The organism is Enterobacter sp. PL1, assembly GCF_945957325.1.
Lineage (GTDB): Bacteria > Pseudomonadota > Gammaproteobacteria > Enterobacterales > Enterobacteriaceae > Enterobacter > Enterobacter roggenkampii.
On record NZ_CAMFKT010000023.1, the window covers coordinates 70,305 to 90,680 of the forward strand.

The window sequence follows — 20,376 nt, forward strand, 5'->3', positions numbered from 1 at the left end:
AGTGAGCACAGGCAGTGAAAAATGGCGCAGACAGCGACGGGTTTTAAATGCCATAATCGGGACCGTCTCAAATTAACAACAATACCAGTACATGGTTTGCGCAAGGCGAAGGATCATTTTTATGAAGCTTAAGAACACACTCCTGGCGTCCGCACTTCTCTCCGCGACCGCCCTGTCTGCGAATGCCGCAACAGAGTTAACGCCGGAGCAAGCGGCAGCGTTAAAACCTTTTGACCATAAGGTCATTGTGGGTCGTTATAATTCTATTGGCGACGCCGTCGCCGCTGCATCTAAGGCCGCTGATAAAAACGGGGCAGCCTCGTTTTATGTTGTTGACCAGTCTGATAACGGCAACAGCGGTAACCAGCGCGTGACCATTGCGCTGTATAAGGACAACGCGCCAAAAGCTGACGCACCGAAAAACCGCGTGATTAACGGTGTTGTTGAACTGCCGAAAGATCAGGCAATTGCGCTGGAACCGTACGACACCGTCACCGTTCAGGGCTTTTACCGCAGCCAGCCTGAAGTGAACGATGCCATCACCAAAGCCGCGAAAGAGAAAGGGGGCTACGCTTTCTACATCGTGCGTCAGGTCGATGCTAACCAGGGCGGCAACCAGCGTATTACCGCGTTCATCTATAAAGAAGATGCGAAGAAACGTGTTCTGCAGAGCCCGGATGCGATTCCGGCGAACTCAGAAGCCGGTCGCGCGGCGATAGCGAAAGGCGGCGAAGAAGCGAAGAAAGTGGAAATCCCAGGCGTCGCAACGACGGCTACGCCAAGCGCTGAAGTGGGCCGTTTCTTTGAAACGCAGTCCACGAAAGGTGGTCGTTATTCGGTTACGCTGCCAGACGGTACCAAAGTTGAAGAGCTGAACAACGCCACTGCCGCGCAGATGGTGCCGTTCGACAGCATCAAATTTACCGGCAACTACGGCAACATGACGGAAGTCTCTTACCAGGTCGCGAAGCGTGCGGCGAAGAAAGGGGCGAAGTTCTACCACATCACCCGCCAGTGGCAGGAACGTGGTAACAACGTGACCATCAGCGCCGATCTGTACAAGTAACAAAATCGTTTAAAAAAGGCGGCGCAATGCCGCCTTTTTTGTTACTTTTTTTGAATTTCTGCCACACGTCATTGCATGCTTTCGTTACACTCCGTAAAATCCCGCGCCTTAGTGTGATCCACCATTTTTATGCGCCTGAGCGAAATAATTATTCTGGATTTTGACCTTTCATAACAGGAAGCCAATGGAAAAGAAACTTGGCCTGAGTGCTCTGACTGCACTCGTTTTAAGCTCAATGCTGGGTGCGGGCGTATTCAGTTTGCCGCAAAATATGGCGGCCGTCGCCAGCCCGTCTGCCCTCATCATTGGCTGGGGCATTACGGGTGTCGGAATATTGCTGCTGGCCTTCGCCATGCTGCTGCTGACGCGCATTCGCCCGGATCTGGACGGCGGCATTTTCACCTATGCCCGTGAAGGCTTCGGCGAGCTGATTGGCTTCTGTTCGGCCTGGGGATACTGGCTGTGTGCGGTGATCGCCAACGTCTCCTATCTGGTGATTGTCTTCTCGGCCCTCAGTTTCTTTACCGATACGCCTGAGCTGCGCCTGTTTGGCGACGGGAATACCTGGCAGTCTATTGTGGGCGCCTCGGTGTTACTGTGGTTCGTCCACTGGCTGGTGCTGCGTGGCGTACAAACGGCCGCCAGCATTAACCTGGTGGCGACGCTCGCGAAACTGGTTCCGCTCGGCCTGTTTATCGTTCTGGCCTTCATTGCATTCCGCATGGACGTGTTCACGCTCGATTTCAGCGGCGTTGCGCTGGGCGTCCCCGTCTGGGAGCAGGTGAAAAACACGATGCTGATTACCCTGTGGGTGTTCATCGGTGTTGAAGGCGCGGTTGTGGTTTCCGCCCGGGCCCGAAATAAACGCGATGTGGGCCGCGCCACGCTGCTGGCGGTACTGGCTGCGCTCGGGGTCTATCTGCTGGTGACGCTGCTGTCGCTGGGCGTGGTGGCGCGTCCTGAGCTGGCTGAAATGCGTAACCCGTCAATGGCGGGCCTGATGGTGAAAATGCTCGGCCCCTGGGGCGATGTGGTGATTGCCGCTGGCCTTATCATCTCCGTCTGCGGAGCCTACCTGAGCTGGACCATCATGGCGGCTGAAGTGCCTTTCCTGGCCGCGACGCACAAGGCGTTTCCACGCCTGTTTGCGCGTCAAAACCAAAACAGCGCGCCGTCTGCCTCACTCTGGCTGACCAACATCAGCGTTCAGATCTGTCTGGTGCTGATCTGGCTCACAGGTTCAGACTATAACACGCTGCTGACCATCGCCTCGGAGATGATTCTGGTACCCTATTTCTTAGTGGGTGCGTATCTGTTAAAAATTGCCACACGCCCGGCGCATTATGTCGTGGGTGTCGGAGCCTGTATTTACGGCCTGTGGTTGTTGTATGCTTCCGGACCTATGCATCTGCTGCTGTCGGTGGTGCTGTACGCACCGGGTCTGCTGGTGTTCATCTACGCCCGCCGCACGCATCAGCTGGAGAACGCGCTGAAACGCCGTGAGATGGCCTTAATTGGACTGTTACTGGTTGCTGCCGTGCCGGCAACCTGGATGTTAGTGGGATAGCATCGCCTTTCCCATTGTTGAACTGTAAAGGAGAATACGATGGGAAATGCACCGCTTCGCCCCATACTGATCACCGGCGGAGGCCGCCGTATCGGCCTCGCCCTCGCCCATCATTTTCTCAACCTTCGCCATCCGGTCATTGTCAGCTACCGCACGGAATACCCGTCGATTGAAGGGCTGCGCAAAGCCGGGGCGGTTTGCATTCAGGCTGATTTTTCAACCGATGAAGGCATTCTGGCCTTTGCGGAAAAAGTGAAATCCACCACAACGGGTCTGCGCGCCGTGCTCCATAACGCCAGCGCATGGCAGGCCGAAAGGCCGGGTACGTCACTCAGCGAAACGCTCTCCGCCATGCTGCAGATCCACGTCAATGCCCCTTATCTGCTTAACCACGCTCTGCAGGATCTGCTCCGCGGCCACGGACATGCTGCGGGCGACATCATTCACTTCACGGATTATGTGGTGGAGCGCGGCAGCGACAAGCACATTGCCTATGCGGCCAGTAAAGCCGCGCTGGATAACATGACCCGCTCGTTTGCCCGCAAGCTCGCCCCCGAGGTGAAGGTGAACGCCATCGCCCCGGCAATGATCTTATTCAACGAAAACGATGATGCGGAGTATCGCCAGCAGGCGCTGAATAAATCGCTGATGAAAATTGCCCCAGGCGAGAAAGAGGTCATCGACCTCGTGGATTACCTTCTCACCAGTTGCTACGTCACCGGCAGAACCTTTGCCGTGGACGGCGGCCGACCGCTGCGCTAGTGAAAGCGGCTCCAGAAGAAAATTAACACCCAGGCGCTGAGCCCCCAGCAGACCACCGCCCCGCCCAGCGCCAGGGGAAGACGCAGAAAACCGGTGAAATACCACAGCGAAAGCAGGTAGAGAAAATACGGGATGATTGACCACATGCCAAACACGATGGTCGTGCGTAACGCTTCCGTGCCGCGTTCAGACGCCACAATATAGTGGGCAATGAGTGCAAAGGTCGGGAAGAGAGGGATCAGCCCGGCAATATAGTAGTTTTTCGTTTTTGCCAGAATGCCAATCAGCAACACCACCAGCGCACCCAGCGCGGCTTTGATCACCAGAGCCATCGTTTTCCTTATAATAATCAACTCACCCTATGGGCCAGAATAACGGAACCGGCGTTAATTTTGAAAGATTAATGGAAGGTTAAGGTTTCGCGGTGTATGTTGGCTTTTTTCACGAAAACAGACGCTGTATGAATAAGATTGTTTATGTTGAAGACGAACCCGAAGTCGGGCAGCTGATCGCCGCCTATCTGGGTAAACATGATATGGACGTCATTGTTGAACCTCGTGGCGATCGTGCCGAAGAGGTGGTCGTCCGTGAAAACCCGGATCTGGTGCTGCTGGATATCATGTTGCCGGGCAAAGACGGCATGACGCTCTGCCGCGACCTGCGCGCCCGGTGGGAGGGCCCTATCGTCCTGCTCACCTCACTGGACAGCGATATGAACCATATTTTGTCGCTGGAGATGGGTGCCAATGATTACATTCTGAAAACCACACCGCCTGCCGTCCTGCTCGCTCGCCTGCGCCTCCATTTACGCCAGCACGCCAGCATCGAACGCGAAGCACCGGCGCCGTCTCTGACGCCGCACAAAGCGATGCGCTTCGGTACGCTGTCTATTGATCCGATTAACCGTCAGGTGCTGCTCTCTGGCGAGCTTATCGCCCTTTCCACCGCAGATTTTGACCTGCTGTGGGAGCTGGCAACGCATGCCGGGCAGATCATGGACCGTGACGCGCTCCTGAAAAACCTGCGTGGCGTAAGCTATGACGGAATGGACCGCAGCGTGGACGTGGCGATTTCGCGTCTGCGCAAAAAACTGCAGGATAACGCCACCGAGCCCTACCGCATTAAAACCGTGCGTAACAAGGGCTATCTGTTTGCCCCACATGCGTGGGAAACCTGATCGCCGGACAGGATAACCTGCGCGAAATAAAGGCATTACGCGAGAATGCCCTTCTTTCGCGCGTTTATTTTTACGTTTGCGCAACAATTAACTTGCTAAGCACGCAAACTATTCCATAATTACCTTCTCGACTCTCCTTTCTTCAGCTCGCCCCGCTCTTGCGATTGTTTTACTCATTTTCGCCGTGAAGCTTTCACGACATCTCTCCAATAAATCTTGAAATGAGGATTTAAGCTCATGAATTATGTATAGCTACGGTCAGGTAGAAGCGATAAAAACCAATCTTGAGTGGATTGTTAATCAGGCAACCCTGAACCACGCCTCCCCCTCACGCACCGATCAAAAAGCGCTCTTTGACCTGCTGGAACTCATCCAGTCTTACGAAATACTGCTGGATCTCATCAGCGAATACGGAACGGATGTGATTGATACGCACATTGCAGAAGGCCTGGCCGTGACGGAAAAATTCATCGCCAAGGTAAAAAACAGCGCGAAAGCCGTCTAACACGCTCGACAGACGTGAAAAACTCGAAGGGTTTTCATGTATATTCTGCACATAGCGTTTTTGCGGTGAGATCCAATGAAAAAGCTGTTTGTGCAGTTTTATCTTTTACTGTTTGTCTGCTTCCTGGTGATGACCATGCTGGTCGGCCTGGTCTATAAATTTACCGCCGAACGCGCGGGCAGGCAGTCTCTGGATGACCTGATGAAAAGCTCGCTGTATTTGATGCGTAGCGAGCTGAGAGAGATCCCGCCACACGACTGGGCGAAAACCCTGAAAGAGCTGGATCTCAATCTGTCATTCGATTTACGCATTGAGCCGTTGAAAGATTTCGATCTGGACCCGCCCGCCATGCAGCGTCTGCGCGACGGGGATATCGTCGCGCTGGATGAGAAATACACCTTTATCCAGCGAATTCCGCGCAGCCATTACGTGCTGGCCGTCGGGCCGGTGCCCTATCTCTATTATCTGCATCAGATGCGCCTGCTGGACATGGCGCTGATGGCCTTTATCGCCATTTCACTCGCGTTTCCGGTTTTTATCTGGATGCGCCCGCACTGGCAGGACATGCTGAAACTCGAATCCGCCGCGCAGCGTTTTGGCGAGGGGCATTTTACAGAGCGTATTCACTTCGACAGCGGTTCCAGCTTTGAACGTCTGGGGGTGGCCTTTAACCAGATGGCCGATAACATCAATGCCCTTATCGCCAGCAAGAAACAGCTGATCGACGGAATTGCGCACGAGCTGCGCACGCCGCTGGTACGCCTGCGCTATCGTCTGGAGATGAGCGAGAATCTGACGGAAGCAGAGTCTCAGGCGCTTAACCGCGACATTGGCCAGCTTGAGGCGCTGATTGAGGAGCTGCTGACCTACGCGCGCCTCGATCGCCCGCAAAACGAGCTGAACCTCAGCACGCCAGATCTGCCTGCGTGGCTGCAAACCCACATTGATGACGTTCAGAGCGTAAACCCGCAGCGCACGCTGTTGACGCGCGTCACGCCGGGTGATTACGGCGCGCTCGATATGCGCCTGATGGAGCGCGTGCTGGACAATCTGATGAACAACGCCATGCGCTACAGCGAAAGTACGCTGCAGATTGGGTTGGATTTGCAGGGCAATCAGGCCCGCCTGACCGTTGAGGATGACGGACCGGGGATTGCCCCGGAAGCACGCGAAACCGTGTTTGAACCGTTTGTCCGCCTCGATCCCAGCCGCGATCGCGCCACCGGCGGATGCGGTCTGGGGCTAGCAATCGTCCACTCTATCGCGCAGGCGATGGGCGGCACGGTGCATTGCGAAGAGAGCGAGCTCGGCGGCGCGCGCTTCTGCTTTAGCTGGCCGGTGTACCATAACATCGCCCTTCCCGTCCCTGCCTGACTTCAACCGCACGCTGGCCTGACCCGGCGTGCTGTGCTATACGATAAGTATGTTGTAACTAATGAGAGTGCTTATGGCGACCTACGATCTTATCGAACGGCTGAACAGCACGTTTCGGGAAATAGAACATGAGCTGCTGACCCTGACAGAACGTTTGCAGACCTGCCGCCTGCTGGCCGCGCGCGTCTTTACCCTGCCCGAGGTGGCCAAAGGGGCCGAGCACGATCCGCTGGACACCATCGACGTGAAGCAGCACATCGGCAAGGCCGCACTGGAACTGGCGATGAAGCACTATCGCCATCTTTTTATCCAGCAGCAGTCTGAACAGCGCAGCAGCAAGGCGGCCGTACGGCTGCCGGGCGTGATCTGTCTGCAAACCGATGCAGTAGCGCGCGAGGCGCTGGAAAGCCAGATTGCCCATATCAACAGTCTGAAAGCGGCATTTGAGAAGATCGTTACCGAAGAGTCGGGCCTGGCCCCCGCCGCCCGGTTTGAGTGGGTGCACCGTCAGCTTCCGGGGTTAATTACCCTGAATGCCTATCGCACGCTGACGGTTCTGCGCCATCCCGCCACGCTGCGCTTCGGCTGGGCGAATAAGCACATCATTAAAAACTTCACCCGGGATGAAATTCTGGCGCAGCTGGAAAAGAGCCTGAAGACGCCGCGCACCGTCGCGCCGTGGTCGCGTGAGCAGTGGATCGAGCGCCTGGAGCAGGAGTACCACAGCATCGCCTCGCTGCCGGCTGATACGCGCCTCAAAATTAAGCGCCCGGTGAAGGTGCAGCCTATCGCTCGCGTCTGGTACTCCGGTCAGCAAAAACAGGTGCAGTACGCCTGTCCGACGCCGCTGATTGCGCTTTATGATGCCGATCAGGGGGCTATCGTGCCGGATATTGGTGAGTTACTGAATTACGATGCTGAAAATGTCCAGCACCGCTACCGACCTCAGGCGCAGCCGCTTCAGCTCATTATTCCGCGACTGCACCTGTACGTGGCGAGTTGATTATTTCAGACTGCCAACCATCGCCTCAGGGCGCACCCAGGCATCAAACTCCGCCTCCGTCAGATAGCCCAGCGCCAGGGCGGAGGCTTTCAGCGTCAGCCCCTCCTTATGCGCTTTTTTGGCGATCTCGGCGGCTTTATCGTAGCCGATATGGGTATTGAGCGCGGTCACCAACATCAGCGACTCATTTAACAGCTGGCTGATGCGCTCGCGGTTTGGCTCGATCCCCACCGCGCAGTGCTCGTTAAAGCTCTCCATCCCATCCGCCAGCAGACGAATTGATTGCAGAACATTGTGGATCACCATCGGGCGATAGACGTTGAGTTCGAAGTTGCCGGATGCACCGCCCAGGTTGACGGCCACGTCGTTGCCCAGTACCTGACAGCAGAGCATAGTCATGGCTTCGCACTGGGTCGGGTTGACTTTACCCGGCATGATGGAGCTGCCCGGCTCGTTTTCCGGAATGCTGATTTCACCGATGCCGCAGCGCGGGCCCGAGGCCAGCCAGCGCACGTCGTTGGCGATTTTCATTAGCGACGCCGCCAGCCCTTTCAGCGCGCCGTGGGTGTGGACCAGCGCATCGCAGGTCGCCAGCGCTTCGAACTTGTTGGGCGCCGTGACGAACGGCTGTCCGGTTATGGCCGCAAGCTCCTCCGCCACGCGCACCGCATACTCCGGATGGGTGTTTAACCCGGTGCCGACCGCCGTGCCGCCGAGCGCCAGCTCCGCCAGGTGCGGCAGGCTGTTTTCAATATGCTTCAGGTTGTGTTTCAGCATCGCCACCCAGCCGGAAATCTCCTGGCCGAGCGTCAGCGGCGTGGCGTCCTGCAGGTGCGTACGGCCAATTTTGACGATGTCGCGGAAGGCCTGCGCTTTCTCGTTGAGCGTGGATTTGAGGACGTTGAGCTGGGGGATAAGCTGCTCGCGGATAGCAATCACCGCCGCCACGTGCATCGCCGTCGGGAAGACGTCGTTAGAGCTCTGGCTTTTGTTGACGTCATCGTTCGGGTGGACCTTACGTTCCATGCCGCGCACGCCGCCCAGCAGCTCGCTCGCCCGGTTCGCCAGCACTTCGTTCATGTTCATGTTGCTCTGGGTACCGGAACCGGTCTGCCAGATAGCAAGGGGAAATTCGTCAGGATGCTTGCCCGCCAGCACTTCGTCTGCGGCGTTGATAATGGCGGTGGCTTTATCGGCGTCCAGCAGGCCCAAATCCTGGTTCACTTTCGCGGCGGCGCGTTTGGTCAGCGCCAGCGCCTGAATCAGCGAAACGGGCATTTTTTCAGTCGAGATACGGAAATGCTCCAGCGAACGCTGGGTTTGCGCGCCCCATAGCTTGTCGGCCGGGACGTCGATGGCGCCCATCGAGTCTTTCTCATGGCGTACCGTGGTCATTACTTGCTCCTTGATAACACTGTCGGGATTGCTCACATGCTTAAGGGATAAGTATTGATGACTTCTGAGAAACGGTATGGCGCATTGTGCGCTCTTTTTGGTGCCGGGTGGCGGCTTCGCCTTACCCGACCTATGAGAATGTAGGCCGGGTAAGGCGAAGCCGCCACCCGGCATTTTCTTCAGACTACTTCACACACGCCGAACACTGAGAAGACTGGATCTGTTTGAAGAAGTCGTTACCTTTGTCATCTACCAGGATAAACGCCGGAAAGTCTTCCACCTCAATTTTCCAGATCGCTTCCATGCCCAGTTCCGGGTATTCCACGCACTCCAGGCTCTTGATGCTGCCCTGCGCCAGCACCGCAGCCGGGCCGCCGATGCTGCCGAGGTAGAAGCCGCCGTGCTTGTGGCAGGCGTCCGTTACCTGCTGGCTGCGGTTGCCTTTCGCCAGCATGATCATGCTGCCGCCGTTAGCCTGCAGCTGGTCGACGTACGAGTCCATACGGCCCGCCGTGGTTGGGCCTAATGAACCAGAGGCATAGCCTTCAGGCGTTTTCGCCGGGCCCGCGTAGTAGATCGGGTGATCTTTAATGTACTGCGGCAGCCCTTCGCCGTTGTCCAGACGCTCTTTCAGCTTCGCGTGCGCGATGTCGCGGCCCACGATAATCGTGCCGTTCAGGGAGAGACGGGTCGAGACCGGATACTGAGAAAGCTGCGCCAGAATCTCTTTCATCGGACGGTTCAGATCCACGCGAACCGCTTCCCCCTCGCCCGCTTTACGCAGCGCTTCCGGAATGTATTTACCCGGGTTGTTTTCCAGTTTTTCGATCCAGATGCCGTCGCGGTTGATCTTGGCCTTGATGTTGCGATCCGCAGAGCAGGAGACGCCCATCCCGACCGGACAGGATGCACCGTGACGCGGCAGACGGATCACGCGCACGTCGTGGGCAAAGTATTTGCCGCCAAACTGCGCGCCGAGGCCCAGATTGCGCGCTTCTTCCAGCAGCTCCTGCTCAAGCTGCACGTCGCGGAACGCCTGGCCGTGCTCGTTACCTTCGGTTGGCAGGCCGTCGTAGTATTTGGTTGAGGCCAGCTTCACGGTCTTCAGCGTGCTTTCCGCCGAGGTACCGCCAATCACAAACGCGATATGGTACGGCGGGCACGCCGCGGTGCCGAGGGTGCGCATCTTCTCAACCAGGTAGTTCTTCAGCTTGCCCGGGGTGAGCAGCGCTTTGGTCTCCTGATAGAGATAGGTTTTGTTGGCCGAACCGCCGCCTTTGGCGATGCAGAGGAATTTGTACTCATCCCCGTCGACGCTGTAGATGTCAATCTGTGCAGGGAGGTTGGTACCGGTGTTGACCTCTTTGTACATGTCCAGCGCCGCGTTTTGCGAATAGCGCAGGTTGTCTTCGGTGTAGGTGTTGTAAACGCCGTGCGCCAGCGCTGCTTCATCGCCGCCGCCGGTCCAGACGCGCTGGCCTTTTTTACCGACGATGATCGCCGTGCCGGTATCCTGGCAGGTAGGCAGAATGCCTTTCGCCGCGATATCGGAGTTACGCAGGAACTGCAGGGCAACGTACTTGTCGTTTTCGCTGGCCTCCGGGTCGCTCAGGATATCTGCAACCTGCTGCTGATGCGCTGGGCGGAGCATAAACGAGGCGTCGTGGAAAGCGTGCTGCGCCAGCAGCGTCAGCGCCTGCGGATCCACCTTGAGGATCTCTTGTCCTTCAAACTCAGAGACGGAGACGTGATCGCGGGTTAACAGGTAATACTCGGTCTGATCCTTACTGAGGGGGAAAGGATCCTGATAATGGAAGGGTTTATTCGACATTGGTCTCTCACTTACTGCTTCGGTCTGTTTATTCAGGGCAGATGTTCCGCTGCCCGGCTTAAAAGCGAGTCAGCTTATCCTACACAATTTTTTAACAAAAACTGAGACTAGTACGACTTTTTACATCCACAGGTTACTTCCATGTGGTTTATTGCTTTAATACCCGGAGTTTATTCCACATTTGAATCAGGGCTTGATAATGCAAAAACTCATTAACTCAGTGCAAAACTACGCCTGGGGAAGTAAAACTGCGTTAACGGATCTCTACGGTATCGCGAACCCAAACAACCTGCCGATGGCAGAACTGTGGATGGGGGCGCACCCGAAGAGCAGCTCAAAAATTGAAGACGCCAGCGGCCAGGCACGCAGCCTGCGTGACGTAATTGACGCCGATAAAGCCGCGCTGCTGGGCGACAAGGTGGCTCAGCGCTTTGGCGAACTGCCGTTCCTGTTTAAAGTACTGTGCGCTGACCAGCCGCTCTCCGTCCAGGTTCATCCGAACAAGCAAGCGTCTGAAATCGGCTTTGCGAAAGAGAACGCGGCGGGTATTCCGTTAGACGCCGCCGAGCGTAACTACAAAGATCCTAACCACAAGCCGGAGCTGGTGTTCGCGCTGACGCCGTTCCTGGCGATGAACGCGTTCCGCGAATTTTCAGAGATTATCTCCCTGCTGCAGCCGGTCGCGGGTGCCAATAACGCTATCGCGCATTTCCTTGAAAACCCGAATGCCGAGGCGCTAAGCCAGCTGTTTGCCAGCCTGCTGAACATGCAGGGTGAAGAGAAATCCCACGCCCTGGCGGTGCTGAAAGCCGCCCTGGAGAGCCAGCAAGGTGAACCGTGGGAGACCATCCGTCTTATTGCGCAGTTCTATCCGGACGACAGCGGCCTGTTCTCCCCTCTGCTGCTGAACGTGGTGAAGCTGAATCCGGGTGAAGCAATGTTCCTGTTCGCGGAAACTCCGCATGCCTATCTGCAGGGCGTGGCGCTGGAGGTGATGGCCAACTCTGACAACGTGCTGCGCGCGGGCCTGACGCCGAAATACATCGACATCCCCGAGCTGGTTGCCAACGTCAAGTTCGTGGCGAAACCTGCCGCGGAGCTGCTGACTCAGCCGGTGAAAAACGGCGCAGAGCTGGACTTCCCGATTCCGGTTGAGGATTTTGCTTTCTCCCTGCACGACCTGAGCCAGACAGAAACGACCATCGCACAGGAAAGTGCGGCGATCCTGTTCTGCGTGGAAGGCGAAGCGACGCTGCACAAAGGCGAACAGCATCTGGTGCTTAAGCCCGGTGAATCAGCATTCGTTGCAGCCAATGAGTCTCCGGTTAGCGTAAGCGGCACCGGTCGACTGGCGCGCGTTTTCAATAAGCTTTAAGCACTTACTGAATTTTTTAACAACTCTTGCTAAGCTAGTTGCAGGCTTAATATCTCCAGGCGGTTTTTACCGCCTGGTTTCATTTTAGGGATAGTCGCAATGAAAAAATCGGTCGTAGCGGTAGGAGTGATTGTAGCGTTAGGCGTGGTCTGGACGGGTGCCTCCTGGTTTACCGGGAAACAGCTGGAAGGACGCCTGGCTGAGATGGTGGCGCAGGCTAACGGAGAGATTAAGCGCAGCGCGCCGGAAGCGGGCCTTGAGCTGAGCTACCAGAATTATCAGCGCGGCGTGTTTACCAGCCGTATGCAGGTTGTGGTGAAGCCGGTTGCCGGTACGGAAAACGGCTGGCTGAAACCGGGTCAGAGCGTGGTGCTGGATGAAGTGGTCAGCCACGGTCCATTCCCGCTGGCGCAGCTAAAATCGTTTAACCTGATCCCGTCAATGGCGTCCGTTCACACGGTCCTGGTGAATAACGACGTCACCAAACCGCTGTTCGACCTGGCAAAAAATACCTCACCTTTCGAAATCGACACCCGCATCAGCTATGCCGGTGACACCAGTTCCGATATCGCGCTGAAAGCGCTGAACTACGAGAAAGAGAATGAGAAAGTCGCCTTTAGCGGTGGTCACTTCAAACTTGACGCGGACCGCGACGGGAACGTGTTCTCCCTGACGGGTGAAGCGGAAAGTGGCCTGGTCAACGCCGTGAACGAATACAATCAAAAAGTTCAGCTCACCTTCAACAACCTGAAGGCCGACGGCAACAGCCGCATGACCGATTTTAAAGAGCGTATCGGCGATCAGAAACTGTCTCTCGATAAAGTCGCCATTGCGGTTGAAGGCAAAGAGATGGCCGTGCTGGAAGGCATGGACGTCAACGGCAAATCCGACGTGTCCAAAGACGGTAAGAGCATCAATACCCAGCTGGATTACACGCTGAAGAGCCTGAAAGTGCAGAATCAGGATCTGGGCACCGGCAAACTGTCGCTGAAGATCGGCAACATCGACGGCCAGGCGTGGCACGAATTTAGCCAGAAATACAGCAAAGAGAGCCAGGCGCTGCTGACCGATGCCGCGCTGCAGCAGAACCCGGAAGTGTACCAGCAGCAGGCGATGGCGGTGCTGTTCAACAACCTGCCGATCCTGCTGAAAGGCGAGCCGGTGATCACCGTTGCGCCGCTGAGCTGGAAAAACAGCAAAGGCGAAACCAGCTTTAACCTGTCGCTGTTCCTGAAGGATCCGGCCACCGCCACGGGTGAACCGCAGACGCTGGCGCAGGAAGTGGATCGCAGCGTGAAGTCGCTCGACAGCAAGCTGACCATCCCGATGGATATGGCGACCGAGTTTATGACCCAGATTGCGAAGCTGGAAGGCTACGGCGATGAAGATGCCGGCAAGCTGGCGAACCAGCAGGTGAAAGGTCTGGCGGCCATGGGCCAGATGTTCCGCATCACGAAGGTGGACAACAACACGATTTCCACCAGCCTGCAGTACGCCAACGGCCAGGTCACGCTCAACGGCGACAAAATGCCGCTGGAGGATTTTGTCGGCATGTTTGGCATGCCTGCTCTGGGGATGCCGGAACCGGCTGAACCGGCAGCGCCAGCCGAACCGGCGGCACCGCAGCAGTAAACGTCAAAACCCCTCGCATGAGGGGTTTTTTATTGCCGGGTGGCGCTGACGCTTACCCGGCCTACGATTCCGGGCCGTTGTAGGCCCGCGCAAGCGCAGCGACGCCGGGCGATATTATTTCACCGTCACTAACCGCGCCGCCACAATCTGGTGCCCGGCCTGAACATCCGTATTGTCGATGCGCTGCATGATCCTGTCCGCCAGGGTGTAGCCCATCTCCCGCGCTGGGGTCGTGGCCCAGACGATCGGCAGATCGTCGAGCGCGTTTTCACCGACGTCGGCGAACGCCCCCAGCGCCACCTGGTGGCCGAAGAAGGTTTCCACCCCGCCCTCGCCGCTCTGACGCCCGGCGCGGATCAGGCCAAACCAGGCGCCCATGGCGATCACATCGTTATAGCAAATGACGGCGCTGATGGTCGGACTGCTGCGCAGCAGCGCGCCTATCGCTTCCGCCGCCATCTTCTGGCTGGACTCACACTCAACAACCCACTCGCTGTGGAACGGCAGGCCGTATTTAATCAGCGTCGCGCAGTAGCCGCCGACCCGTTCGGCGCGGGTCAGGGACGAGCTTTTGCCGCCCAGCCAGGCAATGCGCTGATGGCCGCGACGAATAAGATGCTCGGTCAGCATTTGCGCCGCCTGCATGTTATCCGGGCGCAGCGTATCGGCTTCATCGAGGTAGCTGGCGCGTGAAGCAAACACCAGCGGCACGCCTTTTTCAGCGGCACGCTCGCATAGCTCGCTGCCCACGCCCGACGCCCCGGCGACGATCACCCCGTCCACACCCTGATTCAGCAGCATATCGAGCCGGGAAAGCAGCTGATCGGCCTCGCGACCGCCGTGAAGCAGAAAGACCATCCGCCCCTGCGCTTCAAGCGCTTCGGTTAAGCCGGCGGTCAGCTCCGCATAGAAAGGTGACGTCAGGTCACGGACAATCAGGCCAATCACCCCGCTTTGCCCGCCGCGCAGCGCCGACGCCTGGCGGTTTCGCACAAAGCCCAACTGCTCAACCGCCTCGTTCACCCGCTGACCGGTCGCGGGAGAGATGCGTCCTTTTCCGCTCAGTACCAGAGAAACGGTACTGACGGAAACCCCCGCCGCCAGCGCGACGTCGTTGATGGTGACTTTTTTCGCTACAGCCATGTGTTGGCGTGACTCCCTGAAAAATGAGATCGGTAAAACGTTTTATCAATACGTTATCTTTATACTACCAGTCAAAGCCTGAGAATGTGATTTAGCGCGCACTAAACTTTGATAAAACGTTTTATCTTCTCGCAGCATTGAAGCAGACAAACTGATTTTAACAATAAAGGAGTCGTTTTATGACGGCGAAAGCAGCACAAAAAATATCGCTGTGGGAATTTTTCCAGCAACTGGGTAAAACCTTTATGCTGCCCGTGGCGCTTCTCTCGTTCTGCGGGATCATGCTCGGGATCGGCAGTTCGCTCAGCAGTAAAGACGTCATCACGCTGATCCCGTTCCTCGGCACCCCCGTGCTGCAGGCGATCTTTATCTGGATGAGTAAAGTCGGCTCCTTTGCCTTCAGTTTCCTGCCCGTGATGTTCTGTATTGCAATCCCGCTGGGCCTGGCCCGCGAGAACAAAGGCGTCGCGGCGTTTGCCGGTTTTGTGGGCTACGCGGTGATGAACCTGGCGGTTAACTTCTGGCTGACCGCGAAAGGCATTCTGCCGACCACCGACGCCGCCGTGCTGAAGGCCAACAACATTCAGAGCGTGATTGGTATTCAGTCCATCGACACCGGGATCCTCGGGGCGGTGATCGCCGGGGTAATTATCTGGATGCTGCACGAGCGCTTCCACAATATCCGCCTGCCGGATGCCCTGGCCTTCTTCGGCGGCACCCGCTTTGTCCCAATCGTGACCCTGGTGGTAATGGGACTGTTTGGCCTGATTATTCCGCTGATTTGGCCAGTTTTCGCTATGGGCATCAACGGCATTGGCCGCATCATTAACGGTGCGGGAGATTTTGGTCCGATGATCTTCGGCACCGGCGAGCGTCTTCTCCTGCCGTTTGGCCTGCAGCATATCCTGGTGGCCCTGATTCGCTTCACCGAAGCGGGCGGCACCATGGAGGTGTGCGGTCACGACGTGAGCGGCGCGCTGACTATCTTCCAGGCGCAGCTGAGCTGCCCGACGACACACGGCTTCTCCGAAAGCGCAACCCGCTTCCTGTCTCAGGGTAAAATGCCTGCCTTCCTCGGCGGCCTGCCGGGTGCTGCGCTGGCAATGTACCACTGCGCGCGCCCGGAAAACCGTCATAAAATTAAAGGCCTGCTGATTTCCGGCGTGATCGCCTGCGTCGTGGGCGGTACCACCGAGCCTATCGAGTTCCTGTTCCTGTTCGTCGCGCCGGTGCTGTATCTGATTCACGCGGTGCTGACCGGTCTGGGCTTCACCGTGATGGCGGTGCTGGGCGTCACCATCGGCAACACTGACGGTAACGTGATCGACTTCGTGGTGTTCGGGATCCTGCACGGCCTGTCGACTAAGTGGTATCTGGTCCCTGTCGTGGCGGCAATCTGGTTTGCGGTGTACTACGGGATCTTCCGCTTCGCCATCACCCGCTTTAACCTGAAAACGCCAGGACGCGATATTGATACGGCCACCAGCGTTGAACAGGCGGTTGCCGGTACCGTGGGCAAATCCGGCTATAACACCCCTGCCATTCTGGCGGCGCTGGGCGGTGCGGATAACATCACCTCGCTGGATAACTGCATTACCCGCCTGCGTTTGTCGGTGGCGGATATGTCAAAAGTGGATACCAACGCCCTCAAGGCCAACCGGGCCATCGGCGTGGTACAGTTAAACCAGCACAATTTGCAGGTGGTTATCGGCCCACAGGTACAGTCAGTGAAAGATGAGCTGGCGACCCTGATGCGAACAGTAGAAGCCTGATGCCTCCGCCCCCTCACCATGAGGGGGTTTTACGTTAAGGATTAAAGCATGTTTGATTTCTCAACCGTCGTGGATCGACACGGCACCTGGTGTACGCAGTGGGACTATGTCGCCGACCGCTTTGGCGCGGCGGATCTGCTGCCCTTCACCATCTCGGATATGGATTTCGCCACCGCCCCCTGCATAACCGACGCGCTGCAACAGCGCATTCATCACGGTGTGTTTGGCTATAGCCGCTGGAAAAACGACGCGTTTCTCGCCGCCGTCGCACACTGGTTCCAGCAGCGCTTTAACACCCGAATTGATACCGAAAGCGTGGTTTATGGCCCCTCCGTCATCTACATGGTCTCGGAACTGATTCGCCTCTGGTCAAAACCCGACGACGGCGTGGTGGTTCACACCCCGGCATACGATGCCTTTTACAAAGCCATAGAGGGTAACGGGCGTCGTGTTGTGGCGGTTGAAATGGAAAAACAGGCCGCTGGCTGGCAGGGCAATATGGCAGCCCTCGAAGCGGCGCTGGCGAAACCGGAAAACAAAATTTTGCTGCTGTGCAGCCCGCAGAATCCGACCGGCAAGGTCTGGACGCGGGATGAATTGACGCAGATGGCGGAACTCTGCGAGCGCTATGACGTGGCGGTTATCAGCGATGAAATCCATATGGACATGGTGTGGGGAGAACATCGTCACACGCCGTGGACCGCAGTGGCGCGGAGCAAATGGGCGCTTCTGACCTCCGGCTCGAAAAGCTTTAACATTCCGGCGCTGACGGGGGCATATGGCCTGATCGGCGATGAAGAGAGCCGTAACGGCTATCTCAGCGCGTTAAAAGGTCGGGACGGGCTCTCTTCCCCTTCCGTGCTGGCGCTAACGGCGCATATCGCCGCCTATCAGCAAGGGGGGCCGTGGCTGGATGCCCTGCGGGGTTATCTGGAAGAGAATCTGTTGTATATCGCTCAGGAAGTAAACCGCGCTTTTCCGAAACTCAACTGGCAGCCGCCGGAAGCGACCTATCTCGCCTGGATCGATCTGCGTCCGCTGAATATTGACGATCGGGCGCTGCAAAAAGTGCTGATTGAGCAGCAAAAGGTCGCCATCATGCCGGGATATACCTATGGAAAAGAGGGAAATGGCTTCGTACGCCTGAATGCGGGCTGCCCGCGCAGCAAGCTGGAGCAAGGGGTTCAACGCCTGATTGCCGGCATTAATACGCTTCTGTAATCAATTTGCGCAACGGAATATTCCCTTGCGCAAATAGCTTTTTACCCCGTTTTGTTTTTATAATATGGCGCACTTTAACCAGAAAAGAGTGCGACCATGATTGATACACGCCTGCCTTTAACTGATATTCATCGTCACCTTGACGGTAACATTCGTGCCCAAACCATCCTCGATCTTGGCCGCCAGTTCAATTTAACGCTTCCTGCTCAGACCCTTGAGTCCCTGATCCCTCACGTGCAGGTGACCTCTAATGAACCGGACCTGGTCAGCTTCCTGAGCAAACTCGACTGGGGCGTGAAAATGCTGGCGTCGCTGGATGCCTGCCGCCGCGTGGCGTTTGAGAACATCGAAGATGCCGCCCGCAACGGCCTGCACTACGTCGAGCTGCGCTTCTCGCCGGGCTACATGGCGATGACCCACAACCTGCCCGTTGCAGGCGTCGTGGAAGCCGTCATTGAAGGCGTCCGCGAAGGGTGTAAAACCTTCGACGTTCAGGCTCGCCTGATCGGCATCATGAGCCGTACGTTCGGCGAAGCCGCCTGCCTGCAGGAGCTGGAAGCGCTGCTGGCCCATCGCGATGCCATTACCGCCGTTGACCTCGCCGGCGATGAGCTGGGCTTTCCGGGCAGCCTGTTCCTCTCCCACTTCAACCGCGCGCGCGATGCCGGCTGGCACATTACCGTCCACGCGGGTGAAGCGGCTGGCCCGGAAAGCATCTGGCAGGCTATTCGCGAGCTGGGTGCCGAGCGTATCGGCCACGGCGTGAAGGCGGTTGAAGACCGCGCGCTGATGGATTTCCTGGCGGAGCAGCGCATCGGCATTGAGTCGTGCCTGACGTCCAACATTCAGACCAGCACCGTGGCAACGCTGGCGCATCACCCGCTGAAAACCTTCCTCGAGCACGGCGTGCTGGCCTCGCTGAATACGGACGATCCGGCGGTTCAGGGCGTGGATATCATCCACGAGTACAACATCGCGGCCCCGCAGGCGGGGTTGAGCCGCGAGCAGATCCGTCAGGCGCAAATCAACGGGCTGGAGATCGCCTTCCTGACGCCTGCGGAGAAGCAGGCGCTGCGGGATAAGGTGGCAACCGCGTAACCCCTTTTGCCGGGTGGCGGCTACGCCTCACCCGGCCTACAGCAACGTCAAAAACTTATGCCAGACAGAGCGTGGCGCGATGTTTGGCAGATTCGATCCCCAGCTCAATCAGCTCCATAATCTGTATCGCCTGGCTGGCCGGAACCGGATTCTCTCCCGTGCCGTTCAGCGCATCGCGGATAGCGGCATAATACGCCGGATAGTTACCCGGTATCGTCAGCAAGGTCTCCTCGACCAGCTCGTCGCCTTCCACCCGCGTGACGACGCCGTCGCGCATATCATAGCCCCAGTCTTCCTGCGGCAGACGCTCACCGTTTTTCAGCCTGTCTTCCTGCGGATCGAGACCAAACTTCACGTAGCTGCCGCGCGTGCCGTGAATAATGTAACGGGCAGATTCTGCCGCCGCGACCATCGTCCCGTGCAGCACAATTCGCCGCTGCGGGTAACTGAGCACCGCGTGGAAGTAATCGGTCGTCTGCGCACCGGGCCTGAGCTGGGCCAGATCGACCGTCATGCTCACCGGCAGGCCAAAGAGATTGACGGCCTGATCCAGCAGATGCGGGGCTAAATCATACCAGATACCGCTGCCAGGACCGGCCTGCTCGCGCCAGCGGTTTCGTACCTGCGGGCGAAAGCGGTCAAAGTGCGACTCAAAAAAGAGGATCTCCCCTAACGTACCTTCACTGAGAAGCCGTTTTACCGTCAGAAAATCACTGTCCCAGCGGCGGTTATGGAACACCGACAGCAGCCTGCCCAGACTCTTTGCCAGCGCATCCAGCTCGCGAGCCTGTGACAGTGTCACGGTAAAGGGCTTATCGACAATCACATGCTTCCCGGCTTCCAGCGCGGCCTTTGCCAGCGGAAAGTGGGTATCGTTCGGCGTGGGAATGACGATTAAATCAATGTTTGGATCGTTGAAAAGATGTTTTGGCTCGGAGACAACCGGCACAGAAGGCCAGTCTGCATGGACTTTAGCAGCGTCGCTGCTGGATACCGCCGCCAGCGCCATCCCCGGCGTCCCGGCTATCAGAGGCGCATGAAACGTTTTGCTCGCGTACCCGTAACCAATAAGCCCAACGCGGATATTATCACTCATAGTGTCATCCTCTTTTAAGTCGTTCTTATTTCACACTGGCTAGTCTGGCATTAGCACGGATTAATAATGTGCCGTATGACGTAAAATAGCAGGTTATACGGATTGTTTTTGTTACATAGTATTAACCTACTGATTTTGTTTAAGGGAACCGTTCCCAAAGCCCTTGCCGTCAGGGAAACGTCGCTGTAACATTTGCGCCCTGTCTTTATGGATAAAGTACAATTACACATCATGACGTCAATTATTAATCGAATCATTGAATTAGCGGGATGGATTGTCCTTGGGGTGTCGGTCATTTTGCTGGGCGTTGCCAGCCATATCGATAACTACCAGCCGCCGGAGCCTGTCACCGTCGCTCA

The 20,376-nt window shown here is 57.1% G+C and carries 18 protein-coding genes; 13 read left to right on the forward strand and 5 right to left on the reverse strand.

The genetic code is table 11. The features are described 5' to 3' along the window. Positions 1 to 121: 121 nt before the first annotated feature. The 3 genes from ydgH to folM all read left to right on the forward strand — a co-directional run bounded on the left by ydgH (position 122) and on the right by folM (position 3,395). On the forward strand, positions 122 to 1,066 hold the full coding sequence (ydgH, locus tag N6P30_RS19040) for a DUF1471 family protein YdgH (RefSeq protein ID WP_023292611.1): 945 nt from the start codon (positions 122 to 124) through the stop codon (positions 1,064 to 1,066). A 184-nt stretch (positions 1,067 to 1,250) separates the two neighbouring features. Next, positions 1,251 to 2,633 (forward strand): amino acid permease, encoded by a 1,383-nt coding sequence (locus N6P30_RS19045; RefSeq protein ID WP_023292612.1) that lies wholly within the window; start codon positions 1,251 to 1,253, stop codon positions 2,631 to 2,633. Positions 2,634 to 2,672: 39 nt separating this feature from the next. Next, positions 2,673 to 3,395, forward strand: a complete 723-nt coding sequence (folM, locus tag N6P30_RS19050) for a dihydromonapterin reductase (RefSeq protein ID WP_021241156.1) — start codon at positions 2,673 to 2,675, stop codon at positions 3,393 to 3,395. On the opposite strand, the gene N6P30_RS19055 is transcribed toward folM, so the two are convergent. Then, entirely contained in the window at positions 3,392 to 3,727 is a 336-nt protein-coding gene (locus N6P30_RS19055; RefSeq protein WP_021241155.1) for a GlpM family protein, read from the reverse strand. The genes folM and N6P30_RS19055 overlap by 4 nt on opposite strands. 128 nt (positions 3,728 to 3,855) lie before the next feature. Between N6P30_RS19055 and rstA the strand changes: the two genes are divergently transcribed. The 4 genes from rstA to tus all read left to right on the forward strand — a co-directional run bounded on the left by rstA (position 3,856) and on the right by tus (position 7,454). Next, complete coding sequence (gene rstA, locus N6P30_RS19060; RefSeq protein ID WP_021241154.1) at positions 3,856 to 4,572, forward strand: two-component system response regulator RstA; 717 nt, start codon at positions 3,856 to 3,858, stop codon at positions 4,570 to 4,572. Positions 4,573 to 4,816: 244 nt separating this feature from the next. After that, positions 4,817 to 5,077, forward strand: a complete 261-nt coding sequence (locus N6P30_RS19065; RefSeq protein ID WP_008500551.1) for a hypothetical protein — start codon at positions 4,817 to 4,819, stop codon at positions 5,075 to 5,077. 75 nt (positions 5,078 to 5,152) lie between these two features. Continuing rightward, the gene (rstB, locus tag N6P30_RS19070; RefSeq protein ID WP_008500552.1) at positions 5,153 to 6,451 is read left to right on the forward strand and encodes a two-component system sensor histidine kinase RstB; all 1,299 of its coding nucleotides are present in this window, start codon (positions 5,153 to 5,155) and stop codon (positions 6,449 to 6,451) included. A 73-nt stretch (positions 6,452 to 6,524) separates the two neighbouring features. Continuing rightward, positions 6,525 to 7,454: a DNA replication terminus site-binding protein gene (gene tus / locus N6P30_RS19075; protein WP_023292613.1), complete on the forward strand. Its 930-nt coding sequence runs from the start codon at positions 6,525 to 6,527 to the stop codon at positions 7,452 to 7,454. Here the strand turns inward: tus and fumC are convergent, their stop codons facing one another. Both fumC and fumA read right to left on the reverse strand, forming a co-directional pair. Continuing rightward, the gene (gene fumC, locus N6P30_RS19080) at positions 7,455 to 8,849 is read right to left on the reverse strand and encodes a class II fumarate hydratase (RefSeq protein ID WP_023292614.1); all 1,395 of its coding nucleotides are present in this window, start codon (positions 8,847 to 8,849) and stop codon (positions 7,455 to 7,457) included. A gap of 184 nt (positions 8,850 to 9,033) precedes the next feature. Beyond that, the gene (fumA, locus tag N6P30_RS19085; protein WP_023292615.1) at positions 9,034 to 10,680 is read right to left on the reverse strand and encodes a class I fumarate hydratase FumA; all 1,647 of its coding nucleotides are present in this window, start codon (positions 10,678 to 10,680) and stop codon (positions 9,034 to 9,036) included. Positions 10,681 to 10,879: 199 nt separating this feature from the next. Between fumA and manA the strand changes: the two genes are divergently transcribed. Beyond that, positions 10,880 to 12,055 (forward strand): mannose-6-phosphate isomerase, encoded by a 1,176-nt coding sequence (gene manA / locus N6P30_RS19090; protein ID WP_023292616.1) that lies wholly within the window; start codon positions 10,880 to 10,882, stop codon positions 12,053 to 12,055. 99 nt (positions 12,056 to 12,154) lie between these two features. Then, positions 12,155 to 13,687, forward strand: coding sequence for a YdgA family protein (locus tag N6P30_RS19095; RefSeq protein WP_023292617.1), 1,533 nt, complete (start codon positions 12,155 to 12,157; stop codon positions 13,685 to 13,687). A 114-nt stretch (positions 13,688 to 13,801) separates the two neighbouring features. Here the strand turns inward: N6P30_RS19095 and N6P30_RS19100 are convergent, their stop codons facing one another. Further along, positions 13,802 to 14,830, reverse strand: a complete 1,029-nt coding sequence (locus N6P30_RS19100) for a Mal regulon transcriptional regulator MalI (protein ID WP_021241148.1) — start codon at positions 14,828 to 14,830, stop codon at positions 13,802 to 13,804. 179 nt (positions 14,831 to 15,009) lie between these two features. On the opposite strand from N6P30_RS19100, the gene malX reads away from it, so the two are divergent. The 3 genes from malX to add all read left to right on the forward strand — a co-directional run bounded on the left by malX (position 15,010) and on the right by add (position 18,921). After that, a complete protein-coding gene (gene malX, locus N6P30_RS19105) occupies positions 15,010 to 16,602 on the forward strand; it encodes a maltose/glucose-specific PTS transporter subunit IIBC (RefSeq protein WP_023292618.1) in 1,593 nt (530 codons plus the stop codon). Between the two features lie 48 nt (positions 16,603 to 16,650). Beyond that, positions 16,651 to 17,823 carry a MalY/PatB family protein gene (locus N6P30_RS19110; RefSeq protein ID WP_032663676.1) on the forward strand — a complete coding sequence of 391 codons (1,173 nt, stop codon included), beginning with the start codon at positions 16,651 to 16,653 and terminating at the stop codon, positions 17,821 to 17,823. A 96-nt stretch (positions 17,824 to 17,919) separates the two neighbouring features. After that, positions 17,920 to 18,921, forward strand: a complete 1,002-nt coding sequence (gene add, locus N6P30_RS19115; RefSeq protein ID WP_023292620.1) for an adenosine deaminase — start codon at positions 17,920 to 17,922, stop codon at positions 18,919 to 18,921. 55 nt (positions 18,922 to 18,976) lie between these two features. Here the strand turns inward: add and N6P30_RS19120 are convergent, their stop codons facing one another. Then, positions 18,977 to 20,017 carry an oxidoreductase gene (locus N6P30_RS19120; protein WP_023292621.1) on the reverse strand — a complete coding sequence of 347 codons (1,041 nt, stop codon included), beginning with the start codon at positions 20,015 to 20,017 and terminating at the stop codon, positions 18,977 to 18,979. 243 nt (positions 20,018 to 20,260) lie between these two features. Between N6P30_RS19120 and blr the strand changes: the two genes are divergently transcribed. Then, positions 20,261 to 20,376: division septum protein Blr (blr, locus tag N6P30_RS19125; RefSeq protein ID WP_200442553.1), on the forward strand; the 116-nt coding region annotated here is incomplete at its 3' end.

Excerpts from the sequence above, each read along its gene's own strand:
- N6P30_RS19120 (WP_023292621.1), bottom strand. The coding sequence starts at position 20,017 with ATGAGTGATAATATCCGCGTTGGGCTTATTGGTTACGGGTACGCGAGC.
- rstB (WP_008500552.1), top strand. The coding sequence starts at position 5,153 with ATGAAAAAGCTGTTTGTGCAGTTTTATCTTTTACTGTTTGTCTGCTTC.
- folM (WP_021241156.1), top strand. The coding sequence starts at position 2,673 with ATGGGAAATGCACCGCTTCGCCCCATACTGATCACCGGCGGAGGCCGC.
- ydgH (WP_023292611.1), top strand. The coding sequence starts at position 122 with ATGAAGCTTAAGAACACACTCCTGGCGTCCGCACTTCTCTCCGCGACC.
- N6P30_RS19055 (WP_021241155.1), bottom strand. The coding sequence starts at position 3,727 with ATGGCTCTGGTGATCAAAGCCGCGCTGGGTGCGCTGGTGGTGTTGCTG.
- add (WP_023292620.1), top strand. The coding sequence starts at position 17,920 with ATGATTGATACACGCCTGCCTTTAACTGATATTCATCGTCACCTTGAC.
- fumA (WP_023292615.1), bottom strand. The coding sequence starts at position 10,680 with ATGTCGAATAAACCCTTCCATTATCAGGATCCTTTCCCCCTCAGTAAG.
- manA (WP_023292616.1), top strand. The coding sequence starts at position 10,880 with ATGCAAAAACTCATTAACTCAGTGCAAAACTACGCCTGGGGAAGTAAA.
- N6P30_RS19100 (WP_021241148.1), bottom strand. The coding sequence starts at position 14,830 with ATGGCTGTAGCGAAAAAAGTCACCATCAACGACGTCGCGCTGGCGGCG.
- N6P30_RS19065 (WP_008500551.1), top strand. The coding sequence starts at position 4,817 with ATGTATAGCTACGGTCAGGTAGAAGCGATAAAAACCAATCTTGAGTGG.
- N6P30_RS19110 (WP_032663676.1), top strand. The coding sequence starts at position 16,651 with ATGTTTGATTTCTCAACCGTCGTGGATCGACACGGCACCTGGTGTACG.
- fumC (WP_023292614.1), bottom strand. The coding sequence starts at position 8,849 with ATGACCACGGTACGCCATGAGAAAGACTCGATGGGCGCCATCGACGTC.
- rstA (WP_021241154.1), top strand. The coding sequence starts at position 3,856 with ATGAATAAGATTGTTTATGTTGAAGACGAACCCGAAGTCGGGCAGCTG.
- tus (WP_023292613.1), top strand. The coding sequence starts at position 6,525 with ATGGCGACCTACGATCTTATCGAACGGCTGAACAGCACGTTTCGGGAA.
- malX (WP_023292618.1), top strand. The coding sequence starts at position 15,010 with ATGACGGCGAAAGCAGCACAAAAAATATCGCTGTGGGAATTTTTCCAG.
- N6P30_RS19095 (WP_023292617.1), top strand. The coding sequence starts at position 12,155 with ATGAAAAAATCGGTCGTAGCGGTAGGAGTGATTGTAGCGTTAGGCGTG.
- N6P30_RS19045 (WP_023292612.1), top strand. The coding sequence starts at position 1,251 with ATGGAAAAGAAACTTGGCCTGAGTGCTCTGACTGCACTCGTTTTAAGC.